At 73.3% G+C, this 10,447-nt stretch carries 12 protein-coding genes and 1 pseudogene; 3 read left to right on the top strand and 10 right to left on the bottom strand.

Annotated features, from left to right (window positions below; translation table 11 throughout):
* The 5 genes and pseudogenes from G3I42_RS00525 to G3I42_RS00505 all read right to left on the bottom strand — a co-directional run.
* Positions 1–218: pseudogene (locus G3I42_RS00525) on the bottom strand (aminoglycoside phosphotransferase family protein); the annotation flags it as partial.
* A 4-nt stretch (positions 219–222) separates the two neighbouring features.
* Complete coding sequence (locus G3I42_RS00520) at positions 223–597, bottom strand: DUF202 domain-containing protein (RefSeq protein ID WP_164281877.1); 375 nt, start codon at positions 595–597, stop codon at positions 223–225.
* On the bottom strand, positions 594–995 hold the full coding sequence (locus G3I42_RS00515; RefSeq protein WP_203606166.1) for a DUF202 domain-containing protein: 402 nt from the start codon (positions 993–995) through the stop codon (positions 594–596). Before G3I42_RS00515 ends, G3I42_RS00520 begins: the two co-directional genes overlap by 4 nt.
* A complete protein-coding gene (locus G3I42_RS00510) occupies positions 985–1,521 on the bottom strand; it encodes an NUDIX domain-containing protein (protein WP_164281876.1) in 537 nt (178 codons plus the stop codon). The genes G3I42_RS00515 and G3I42_RS00510 overlap by 11 nt, the downstream gene beginning before the upstream one ends.
* A gap of 111 nt (positions 1,522–1,632) precedes the next feature.
* Positions 1,633–2,529, bottom strand: a complete 897-nt coding sequence (locus tag G3I42_RS00505) for a DMT family transporter (protein ID WP_164281875.1) — start codon at positions 2,527–2,529, stop codon at positions 1,633–1,635.
* A 249-nt stretch (positions 2,530–2,778) separates the two neighbouring features.
* Here G3I42_RS00505 and G3I42_RS00500 point away from each other — a divergent pair, with 249 nt between their 5' ends.
* Positions 2,779–4,434 carry an FAD-binding dehydrogenase gene (locus tag G3I42_RS00500; RefSeq protein ID WP_164281874.1) on the top strand — a complete coding sequence of 552 codons (1,656 nt, stop codon included), beginning with the start codon at positions 2,779–2,781 and terminating at the stop codon, positions 4,432–4,434.
* 110 nt (positions 4,435–4,544) lie between these two features.
* On the opposite strand, the gene G3I42_RS00495 is transcribed toward G3I42_RS00500, so the two are convergent.
* Positions 4,545–5,939, bottom strand: a complete 1,395-nt coding sequence (locus tag G3I42_RS00495) for a gluconate:H+ symporter (RefSeq protein WP_164281873.1) — start codon at positions 5,937–5,939, stop codon at positions 4,545–4,547.
* A 100-nt stretch (positions 5,940–6,039) separates the two neighbouring features.
* Positions 6,040–6,573, bottom strand: a complete 534-nt coding sequence (locus tag G3I42_RS00490) for a gluconokinase (RefSeq protein WP_164281872.1) — start codon at positions 6,571–6,573, stop codon at positions 6,040–6,042.
* Positions 6,574–6,712: 139 nt separating this feature from the next.
* On the opposite strand from G3I42_RS00490, the gene G3I42_RS00485 reads away from it, so the two are divergent.
* Complete coding sequence (locus tag G3I42_RS00485; protein WP_164281871.1) at positions 6,713–7,414, top strand: FadR/GntR family transcriptional regulator; 702 nt, start codon at positions 6,713–6,715, stop codon at positions 7,412–7,414.
* Positions 7,415–7,445: 31 nt separating this feature from the next.
* Here G3I42_RS00485 and G3I42_RS00480 read toward each other — a convergent pair whose 3' ends face one another.
* The 3 genes from G3I42_RS00480 to G3I42_RS00470 form a co-directional block, all read right to left on the bottom strand.
* Positions 7,446–7,874, bottom strand: coding sequence for a YchJ family metal-binding protein (locus tag G3I42_RS00480; protein WP_203606165.1), 429 nt, complete (start codon positions 7,872–7,874; stop codon positions 7,446–7,448).
* A 72-nt stretch (positions 7,875–7,946) separates the two neighbouring features.
* Positions 7,947–8,693, bottom strand: coding sequence for an NAD(P)H-binding protein (locus tag G3I42_RS00475; protein ID WP_164281869.1), 747 nt, complete (start codon positions 8,691–8,693; stop codon positions 7,947–7,949).
* A 124-nt stretch (positions 8,694–8,817) separates the two neighbouring features.
* Entirely contained in the window at positions 8,818–9,441 is a 624-nt protein-coding gene (locus tag G3I42_RS00470; RefSeq protein ID WP_164281868.1) for a histidine phosphatase family protein, read from the bottom strand.
* A gap of 79 nt (positions 9,442–9,520) precedes the next feature.
* Here G3I42_RS00470 and G3I42_RS00465 point away from each other — a divergent pair, with 79 nt between their 5' ends.
* Entirely contained in the window at positions 9,521–10,399 is an 879-nt protein-coding gene (locus G3I42_RS00465) for a DMT family transporter (protein ID WP_164281867.1), read from the top strand.
* The last annotated feature ends 48 nt before the right edge of the window (positions 10,400–10,447 follow it).

The following is a 10,447-nucleotide window of genomic DNA, read 5'->3' as shown; positions in this document are numbered from 1 at the left end:
AGCCGGGACATCACGAGATCCGGCTGCCTGCCCTGCGTCCGGCGCAGCGGGCGCGGGGCGAGGCCGGGCGCGTGCCGCTGGAGCAGGACGAGGGCCCGCCACTCGCGCTCGGCGGGTTCCGTCCGCGTGTCGTGGTAGCGCTTCGTCACCTCGTCGCTGCCGAGCCGCAGTTCATGTGTGTGCCACCGGGGCGTCGTCCGCCGTACCCGTACCGTCACACTGTCAGAGGATCACAGGAACGGCCGCCAGCGCCAGGGTTCCGGCGCAGCAGGCGGCGAGAAGTGCGTACCCAGGCGGCAGCGCGCGCGGACGCGGCGCCGCGAGGTCCCGCGCGCGCCGCGTCGCGAGGGCGAGGAACGCCAGGACGGGCACGACGCCGGCCACCCACACCAGGGGCACCCCGTGCGCGAGCGCGGCCTTGAGCGCGAGGACCCCGGCGACGGTCGCGGAGAGCGCGGTACGCCGCCAGGCGAGACGGGTCCGCTCGGGCTGGAGCCCGGGATCACGCGCGAAGCCGCCGCCCGCGCCGCTGCCGCCGCCCGTACCGCTCGCCCCGCTCGAAGCGCCTGCCGCGCCCGCCCCGCCCCTTCCGCTCATCCCGCGAACCCGAAGAGCACGACGACGACCATCACGACGGCGACCGCCGCGATGACGAGCCCGAGCAGCACCGGGAAGCGCGTCACCGGCAGGTCCTCGCCGCGCCGCATCGCGCGCTCGCAGCGCAGCCAGTGCACGACCGCGCGCAGCGCGCACAGCACCCCGCAGGCAAGGAGCGCGAGCGCGAGCCCGACGCGCCAGCCCCAGCGCAGGTCGGGGAGGAACTGGTCCACGGCGAAACCGCCGCCGACCAGGGCGAGGGAGGTGCGCAGCCAGGCGAGGAACGTGCGCTCGTTGGCGAGCGAGAAGCGGTAGTCGGGCGTCGTGCCCTCGCGCGCGACGCGGGCGGGCGAGAAGAGGAGCCGGCGCACGGTCTCCCGGGGGCGCTCAGCGGCCATCGTGCGCGCGCAGCCGGTGGTAGGCGGCGAGACCGTCGGGCACCCAGGGCCACTCCCCGAGCCCGGCCGCCAGCTCCTCGTCGGTGAGGAAGTCGTGCCAGGCGACCTCCTCGGCCTGCGGCGCGACGGGCAGGGTGCACCGCACGTCGTAGACGGCCGACCACCAGGCACCGGCGGAGGCGTCCTCGTACAGGAACCGGAAGAGCGGTACGGGCCGGTCGAGCCCGCTCACCCCCAGCTCCTCCTCCGCCTCCCGCAGCGCGGCCTCGTCGTAGGACTCGCCGGCCCCGACGACACCGCCGACGAACATGTCGTAGTGCGAGGGGAAGACGAGCTTGCCCGGAGTCCTGCGGTGCACGAAGATCCGCCCCGCCTCGTCCCTGACGCGGATGAACACGCAGCGGTGCCGCAGCCCACGCGCGTACACGTCCCCGCGCCGCGCCTGCCCGGTCACCCGGTCGTCCAGGTCCACGACATCGAGGATCTCGTCGGCGGGATCGGCGGGGGTCTGATGCGGAGAAGCCATGGAGCCATCCAACCACCGCGCGCGCGACCGGCGCGGACAGGGCGGGCCCGAGTGGACGAGCCCTCGTGCCGGGCTCGTGGCCGGGCGCTCCGCCTCGCGACGGACTCCCGCTCAGCCCGGTTGCAGGTCCTTCTCCGGTTGCGGGGGCTCCGCCTTCCCCGAGGGCATCGCGGGGTGCCGTCCGAGGAGCACGATGCCCACCACGATCGCCGCGAGCCCCGCCGCCTCGCCCGCGAGCGCCCCCGGGTCCATGCGGAGCTGGTCGCCGAGGAAGCCGACGCCGCACACGATCCCGGCGAGCGGCTGGGTCGCCGAGAGGGCGGGCAGCGAGGTGCGCAGCGGGCCCGCCTCGAAGGCGCTCTGCACGAGGACGAGGCCGCTGATGCCGAGCGCCACGACGACGTAGGGCTCCCACGTCAGGACGAGCGCGCCGAAGCCGCCGTCGCCGAAGACCTCGCCGCTCACCCGGGTCAGCGCGTCCTGCACCCCGTAGAGCAGTCCGGCGCCCGTGGCGAGGAGCGCGGGCGCGGCGGTGAGGCGGGAGCGGCGCGCGTACGCGGCGAGGAGCAGCGCGATGCCCAGCATGAGCCCGATGATCAGCCAGCGCCGCAGCGGGTCGGTGATCGCGTCGCCGCCGCGCGGGCGCCCCGACAGGATGAACGCGGCGACGCCGCCGGTGAGCAGGACGAGCCCGCTCCAGCCCTGCCGGCCGAGCGGCTGTCCCGTCTGCCAGCGTGAAAGGGCCATCGCGAAGAGGAGGTTGGTGGCGAGGAAGGGTTCGACGAGGGAGATCTCCCCGTCGCCGAGCGCGAGCGCGCTGAGGACCATGCCCGCCACCATGAGCGCGATGCCCGCGAGCCAGCGCGGCTTGCGGACGAGGACGAGCAGGAGACGCGGCGAGAGGAAGTCGCCGGGCGGGGCGTGCTGCGCGGCGTTCTGCTGGAAGACGAAGCCCGTGCCCAGGCAGAACGCGGCGGCCACCGCCAGGACCAGGACCAGTACCGACACGTCGCGCACCTCAACACCGGGTGGGGGGTGGCTGCCGAGCCGACGATATCGTCCCGCCGCCCGTTTCGCCCGACGGGTACCCGCTTCCGGACGGCGCACGCCGGGCCCGCCGGACGGTTGACGCGACCCCGTGCCGCGGCCAGGATCTGACGGGAACTGACTCACCGGTAACCCCGGCCGGGCAGGGAGTCCGCCGCAGCCCCGTACGGACCCCCGCGCCGACGGGCCTCACAGGACAGGAAGAGCCGCATGGCCTACGACGCGGACGTCATCGTGATCGGCGGGGGACTCGCGGGCCTCGCGGCGACCGCCGAACTCGCAGACGCGGGCCGCAAGGTGATCCTCCTCGACCAGGAGCCCGAGCAGTCGCTCGGCGGTCAGGCGCACTGGTCCTTCGGCGGGCTCTTCCTCGTCGACTCGCCCGAGCAGCGCAGGCTCCGCATCCGCGACAGCCGCGAGCTGGCGCTCCAGGACTGGCTGGGCACGGCGGGCTTCGACCGCGAGGAGGACCTGTGGCCGCGCCGCTGGGCCGATGCGTACGTCGACTTCGCCGCCGGTGAGAAGCGCGCGTGGCTGCACCGGATGGGGGTGCGGTTCTTCCCCGTCGTCGGCTGGGCCGAGCGGGGCGGCTACGACGCGGGCGGCCACGGCAACTCCGTCCCCCGCTTCCACATCACGTGGGGCACAGGGCCCGGGCTGCTCGCGCCCTTCGTGCGGCGCGTGCGCGAGGCCGCGGCGCGGGGCCTCGTGGAGTTCCGCTTCCGGCACCGGGTCACCGGGCTCGGGCGCGCGGCGGGCAGCGTGGACACGGTGAGCGGCGAGATCCTGGAGCCGTCCGGCGTCGCGCGCGGCACCGCGAGCAGCCGTACCGTGACGGGCTCCTTCGAACTGCGCGCGCAAGCGGTGATCGTCACGTCCGGCGGCATCGGCGGCAACCACGACCTGGTCCGCGCGGCGTGGCCGGCCCGGCTCGGCACCCCGCCCGAGAAGCTGCTCTCCGGGGTGCCCGCGCACGTGGACGGCCTCATGCTCAAGGTCGCGGGCGACGCGGGCGGCCACCTCGTCAACGGCGACCGCATGTGGCACTACACCGAGGGCATCCAGAACTGGAACCCGATCTGGGCCAAGCACGGCATCCGCATCCTGCCCGGTCCCTCCTCGCTGTGGCTCGACGCCGAGGGCAGGCGCCTGCCCGTCCCGCTCTTCCCCGGCTTCGACACCCTCGGCACGCTCGACCACATCATGAGCACCGGCCACGGCTACACGTGGTTCGTCCTCAACCGGCGCGTCATCGGCAAGGAGTTCACGCTCTCGGGCTCCGAGCAGAACCCCGACCTCACCGGCAAGTCGGTACGCGGCGTCATCGACCGCGCCCGCGCGGACGTGCCGGGCCCGGTCAAGGCGTTCATGGACCACGGCGCCGACTTCGTCGTGGAGAAGGACCTCGGCGCGCTGGTACGGGGCATGAACGCGCTCACGGACGAGCCGCTCATCGAGGAGGAGGCCCTGCGCCGCGTCCTCGTCGAGCGCGACCGCGAGATCGCCAACCCCTTCACGAAGGACCTCCAGGTCACGGCGATCCGCGGCGCCCGCAAATTCCTCGGCGACCGTCTCATCCGCGCCGCGGCCCCGCACCGCATCCTCGATCCGGCGGCGGGTCCGCTCGTCGCCGTCAAGCTCCACATCCTGACCCGCAAGTCCCTCGGTGGCCTGGAGACGGACCTGTCCTCGCGCGTCCTCACCGAGGCGGGCGACCCGCTCCCCGGCGTCTACGCGGCGGGCGAGGCCGCGGGCTTCGGGGGCGGCGGCGTCCACGGCTACCGCTCCCTGGAGGGCACCTTCCTCGGCGGCTGCCTCTTCTCGGGCCGCACGGCGGGCAGGGCGGCGGCGAAGGCGGTGTCCTGAGCGAAGGGCGTTGGGGCCTGGCATGCCGTACCCGCGAAGGGCCCGCCGTACGCGTGAGGGGCGGGCCCGTACCTCCGGGCCCGCCCCTCACGCGCGTACACGCGCCGCCGCTACAACACCAGCGACAGCAGGAGCACCATCACCAGGCCCATCACCGACAGGATCGTCTCCATGAACGACCACGTCTTGACGGTCTGGCCCACGTCGAGGCCGAAGTAGCCCTTCACGAGCCAGAAACCGGCGTCGTTGACGTGGCTGAAGAAGAGCGAGCCCGCGCCGATCGCGAGGACCATGAGCGCCACGTGCGTCGTGGACATGCCGTCGGCGAGGCCCGAGGCGAGCCCGGCGGCGGAGACCGTCGCGACGGTCGCGGAGCCGGTCGCGAGGCGGATGATGACCGCGATGAGCCAGGCCAGCAGGAGCGCGGGGACGGACCAGTCCTTGGAGATGTCCAGGATCATCTGGCCCACGCCCGCGTCCACGAGCACCTGCTTGAAGCCGCCGCCGGCGGCGACGATGAGGAGCACGCCCGCGATCGGCATGAGCGACTTCTCGACGGTCTCGGAGAGCCGGTCCCGCGTGAAGCCGGCCGCGCGGCCGAGGGTGAAGAGGCCGAGCAGGCAGGCCACGAGGAGGGCGAACATCGGGTTGCCGATGACGTCGAAGACGCGCTGCGTCAGGTCGGTGGGGTCGTCGATGATGATGTCGACGATCGCCTTGAGCAGCATGAGGACGACCGGCAGGAGCAGCGTCGCGACGGTGGCGAAGAAGCCGGGGGTCTTCTCCAGGTCGTCGCTCGCGCGCTTCGGGGTCATCTCCTCGGGGGCCTTCACGTCGACCCAGCGGGCCGCGTAGCGCGCGAAGAGCGGGCCCGCGACGATCACGGAGGGGATCGCGACGATGATGCCGAGCGCGAGCGTGATGCCGAGGTTGGCGTGGAGCGCGTCGACGGCGACGAGCGGGCCGGGGTGCGGCGGGACGAGACCGTGCATGACCGACAGACCGGCCAGCGCCGGGATGCCGATCCGCATGAGCGAGTAGTTGCCGCGCTTGGCGACCATCAGGACCACGGGGATCAGCAGCACGATGCCGACCTCGAAGAAGATCGGCAGACCGATCACGGCCGCGATGAGCACCATGGCCCACGGCATCTTCTTCGGGCTCGCCTTGGCGATGATCGTGTCCACGATCCGGTCGGCGCCCCCGGAGTCGGCGAGGAGCTTGCCGAGGATCGAGCCGAGCGCGATGAGCACGCCGGTGCTGGCCACGGTCGAGCCGAGGCCCGTGGTGAAACTGGTGATCGCCTTGTCGAGCGGGGCACCGGCCACGGCGCCGAGCACGAGCGCGCCGATCGTCAGGGCCAGAAAGGCGTGGAGCTTGAACTTCGCGATGAGGACGACGATGACGGCGATGCCGAGCACGACGGCTATCCCGAGCTGGGCGTTGCCCGCCGAGGTGATCGGCTCGGCGTCCGCTGCCAGCATCTCGACGCTGAGACTGGTCACGGTCTCTTCCTTGGGGGGAGTGGGGATGGGGAGGTGGGGGTGTGGGGGAGGGGAGGGTCAACCCGTGGGGGGAAGCCGTCCCGGGGCACGGCCCGCACGGTCAGGGCGCGGGTTCGGGGGCGGGTGCGGAGGCCGAGGGCCGCAGGGCCGCGACGGCGCGCGCCGCGATCTCCTCCGGGGTGCCGCGCACGTCGACCTTGACGCCGCTCTCGTCGGGGCCGAGCGGCTGGAGCGTCGCGAACTGCGAGTCCAGGAGCTTGGTCGGCATGAAGTGGCCCTGACGGTGCCCCATGCGGTCCTCGATGAGGGCGCGGTCGCCGGTGAGGTGGAGGAAGACGAGCCCGGGAGCCTCGGCGCGCAGCCGGTCCCGGTAGGAGCGCTTGAGCGCGGAGCAACTGACCACTCCGCCCTGGCCCGCCCGTCCGTGCGCCCAGCGCCCGATGGCGTCCAGCCACGGGGCGCGGTCCGCGTCGTCGAGCGGGGTCCCGGCGCTCATCTTGGCGATGTTGGCCGGGGGATGGAAGTCGTCGCCCTCGGCGTACGGGACGCCGAGCTGTTCGGCCACGAGGGGCCCGATGGTCGTCTTGCCGGTTCCGGCGACGCCCATCACCACGACGACAGGGGGGGTGCTCATTGCTGCTCGGTGTCCTTCGCTGTCTTCTTCGACATCGTCTGCGCAAGCTACTGAAGCCCATACGTCATACGTATTCAAGAGAATGTGACGTAAAAGTCCTACGTATTGCGGAGTGCGCAACGCACCGTACCCTGAGCCCATGACTTCGCAGGACGGGGGCCTCCACGGCCGCGTACTCGACCACCTGGGCAAAGCCATCACGGGCGGCGAGTACCCGCCGGGCAGCGTGCTGCGTACCGACGCCCTCGCGGAGCGCTTCGAGGTCTCGCGCTCGGTCATCCGGGAGGCGATCCGGGTCCTGGAGGCGATGCGGCTTGTCAGCTCACGCCGGCGCGTCGGCGTGACGGTCCGTCCCATCGAGGAGTGGAACGTCTACGACCCGAGCGTCATCGGCTGGCGCCTCGCGGGCGCCGACCGGCCCCGCCAGCTCCGCTCGCTGACCGTCCTGCGCTCCGCCGTCGAACCGATCGCGGCCGGGCTCGCGGCCCGCAACTGCACCCCCGAGGAGTGCGCGGCGCTCACCGAGGCGGCCCTCGGCATGGTCGAGACCTCGCACGGACGGCGCCTGGAGGCGTACCTCGTGCACGACGTCGAGTTCCACCGCATCGTGCTGAACGCCTCGCGCAACGAGATGTTCGCGCGCCTCGGCGACGTCGTCGCCGCGATCCTCACCGGCCGCACCCGCCACCAGGTCATGTTCGAGGACCCCGACCCGGCGGCGGTCACGCTGCACGTACAGGTCGCCGAGGCGGTACGGGCGCGGGACACGGCCCGCGCGGAGGCACTGACGCGCGAGATCACGGTGGGCGCGCTGCACGAACTGGACGTGCTCGCGCCCTGAGCGGCGCTCCCGCCCCGCCCGGGGCGCGCGCTCAGTCCAGGAAGTCCCCGTCCACGTACACCCATTCCCCGCCCACCCGGCTGAAGCGGCTCCGCTCGTGGAGCGCGCCGGGGGCGCCGCCCTCGCGGTAGCGGGCGCGGAAGGTGACGGTGCCGTCCTGGTGGAAGGCGGTGCCCCGCTCGCTCGCCTCGATCTCCAGGCCCTCCCAGCGCGTCCCGCCGTCGAGTCCGATCACGGGCGGACACGTGCCGGGGTGCCAGCTGCGCCGCAGATACGCCTCGTCGCCCACGACGAAGGCGCTGTACCTGGCCCGCATGAGGTCCTCGGCCCGCGCGGCGAGCCCGCCCGCGTGCAGCTTCCCGCAGTGCTCGGCATAGGGAGCCGGGTTCCCGCAGGGGCAGGCGGCGGGGCTGGTACGGGGCGCCGCGGGGGCGGTGCGGGATGCTTTACGACGGGCCATGCCGCCCATTGTGCCGGGCGGGCGCCCGGAGTCCGCGCCGTGCCCGCGGTGGGCCCGCGCCGTGCCCGCCGCCTACGCGGGCCAGGAATCGCGCAGCCACTGGTCGAACGTGGTCGGCGCGAGCATCGCGTCACGTGGCGCGGTCAGTTCCCGGCCGGGGACGGCGGCGAAGAGTCCCGCGTTCTCGTCGGTCACGACGGCCCGGCCGTCGGGGTGCAGGGCGAGGACGTGCCGGGCCAGGTCGTCGAGAGCGAGGGATTCGGGCCCCGCGAGGTTCGCGCGGGCCCGGGTCGGCGGCCCGAGCACGATCTCCACGAGCCGGTTCACGACGTCCGCGGCGGCGACGGGCTGGAGCGGCGTGGACGGCAGCCGCACGACGCCGCGTTCCGTCGTCCAGTCCATGACGTCGGGGATGAACTCGTGGAACTGCGTGGCCCGCAGCACCGACCACGGGACCCCGGAGTCGGCCAGGGCCTGTTCCTGGTACGCCTTCGCCGCGTAGTAGGGGACCTGGGGCACCTCGTCGCAGCCGACGATGGAGAGCACCACGTAGTGCTCGACGCCGGCCGCGCGCCCCGCCTCGACCATGCTGGACATGGCCTCCTCCTGGAAGCGGCGGGCGCTCTCGTCGAAGGCGGGGGGCGTCGAGACGTCGACACACACCGCGCACCCGTCGAGCCCCTCGCGCAGCCCCTCCCCGCTGACGACGTCGACTCCGGTGGAGCGGACGAGAGCGGTGCCCTGGTGGCCGGCCGCTTGGAGATGGGCGATGAGCCGCGAGCCGATGCGGCCCGTACCGCCGATGACACCGACCTTCATAAGGGTGACCTCCTGTGAGGGGCGTGCCCTTCCACGCTAAGCCGCTTGCGCGGGGCCCGCCTCCCGGCTCTTGCGGAGCGGGGCGTGGGGCGGAGCCCCGCACCGCGCGCCCCGCGCCGGGGAGTCATTCGCCCCGGTCCTCGGACGTCACGTTCCAGGCCGAAATGACCGGCCTCCCGTGCTCCGTCCCGAGCCGGCTCAGCGACCCCACGTCCAGCCGGAAGAGCGCCCCGGCCGACACGTCCAGGCCGAGCCTTCGCGCCGTGAGCGCCCGCAGGAAGTGCGCGTGCGCGACCAGCACCACATCGCCCCCCTCACCGTCCAGGTCCGCGTCCCGCAGCGCCTTGTCGACCCGCGCCAGAACGCGGTCGGCCCGCTCGCTCACCTCCTTCGGCGTCTCGCCCGGGTGCTCGGCGGGTCCCCTGTCGACGCCGTCGCGCCACAGGTCCCAGTCCGGCCGCTCCTGGTGGATGTGCGCGGTCGTCACGCCCTCGTACGCCCCGTAGTCCCACTCGTGCAGCTCCGGGTCCGTGAACGTGTCGCCGAGCCCGGCGAGCCGCGCCGTGCGCACGGCCCGCTGCATCGGGCTCGTGACGGTGAGCGCGATCTTGCGCCGGGCCAGCAGCGGCGCGAGGGACTTCGCCTGCTCCTCGCCGCGCGCCGTGAGCGGCAGCTCCGTGTAACTCGTGTGCTTGCCGGTCAGGCTCCACGCGGTCTCGCCGTGCCTGACCAGGATCACTTCACCCATGGGGTCACTCCTTGTCCGTACCGTCCAACCCTGCCACCGCGCGCCCCATTCCATCCGGCACCGCTCGCCCGCACAGCGCATGATGGTCCGTGTGATCAGCGTCCTTTTCGCCGTGCTGACGGCCATCAGCAACGGCACCGCCTCCGTGCTCCAGCGGCGAGCCGCCGCGACCGTCCCCGACAGCGACGTGCTGCACGTCTCGCTCATCGGGAAACTCCTGCGGCAGCGGGTGTGGCTCGCGGGGATCGCCATGGTGCTCGTGGCGGCGGCGTGCCAGGCGGTGGCGCTGGCGACGGGGGCGATCGCGGTCGTGCAGCCGATCTTCGTGATCGAACTGCCCGCGACGCTGCTCCTCGCGGGCCACCTCTTCAAGGTCCGGCTCGGCGCGCGCATCTGGACGGGCGTCGTCGCCGTGACACTGGGCCTCGCGCTCGGCATGGCGAGCGCGGCCCCGGGCGGCGGCACGGAACGCGCGCACGCGCTGACCTGGCTGCCGGTCCTCGTCGTGACGGGCCTGTTCGAGGCGCTCGTCCTCGGCCTCGCGCTCAGCACCAGGGGCAACCCCCGTGCCGCCCTCCTCGGCCTCGCCGCCGCGTGCGGATACGCGCTCACGGCGGCGCTCATGAAGGACGCGCTGGCCCGCCTGGAGAACGGCGGAGGACTCGCGGCGCTCTTCTCCAGCTGGCAGTTGTACGGAACAGCCCTTGCGGGCGTCGGCGCCCTCTTCCTCCTCCAGAACGCCCTCCAGGCGGGCTCCCTCGCCGCCTCCCAGCCGATGCTGACCCTCGGGGACGCGCTGATCAGCATCGTCTACGGCGTCGTCCTCTTCGGCGAACACCTCCGCACGGGCTGGTGGCTGGTCCCGGAACTGGCGGGAGCGGCGATGATCGCGGCGGGAGTGGCGGAACTGGCCCGCTCGCCCCTGGCCCAGGGGGCGGTGACGCACGCGAAAACATGATGTCAAGCCCCTCCGCAGAGACCCCAAGATCCAGCCCTCTGGGGGTAC

Origin of the sequence: Streptomyces sp. SID11385, from assembly GCF_010548245.1 — a bacterium.
In the GTDB taxonomy this organism is placed as follows: domain Bacteria; phylum Actinomycetota; class Actinomycetes; order Streptomycetales; family Streptomycetaceae; genus Streptomyces.
The sequence above is the reverse complement of the archived record's forward strand: the minus strand, read 5'-3'. Positions and strand labels throughout refer to the sequence as shown.

Coding starts and splice junctions, on each gene's coding strand:
- G3I42_RS00520 (WP_164281877.1), bottom strand. CDS start 597: ATGAGCGGAAGGGGCGGGGCGGGCGCGGCAGGCGCTTCGAGCGGGGCG.
- G3I42_RS00515 (WP_203606166.1), bottom strand. CDS start 995: ATGGCCGCTGAGCGCCCCCGGGAGACCGTGCGCCGGCTCCTCTTCTCG.
- G3I42_RS00510 (WP_164281876.1), bottom strand. CDS start 1,521: ATGGCTTCTCCGCATCAGACCCCCGCCGATCCCGCCGACGAGATCCTC.
- G3I42_RS00500 (WP_164281874.1), top strand. CDS start 2,779: ATGGCCTACGACGCGGACGTCATCGTGATCGGCGGGGGACTCGCGGGC.
- G3I42_RS00490 (WP_164281872.1), bottom strand. CDS start 6,573: ATGAGCACCCCCCCTGTCGTCGTGGTGATGGGCGTCGCCGGAACCGGC.
- G3I42_RS00485 (WP_164281871.1), top strand. CDS start 6,713: ATGACTTCGCAGGACGGGGGCCTCCACGGCCGCGTACTCGACCACCTG.
- G3I42_RS00480 (WP_203606165.1), bottom strand. CDS start 7,874: ATGGCCCGTCGTAAAGCATCCCGCACCGCCCCCGCGGCGCCCCGTACC.
- G3I42_RS00475 (WP_164281869.1), bottom strand. CDS start 8,693: ATGAAGGTCGGTGTCATCGGCGGTACGGGCCGCATCGGCTCGCGGCTC.
- G3I42_RS00470 (WP_164281868.1), bottom strand. CDS start 9,441: ATGGGTGAAGTGATCCTGGTCAGGCACGGCGAGACCGCGTGGAGCCTG.
- G3I42_RS00465 (WP_164281867.1), top strand. CDS start 9,521: ATGATGGTCCGTGTGATCAGCGTCCTTTTCGCCGTGCTGACGGCCATC.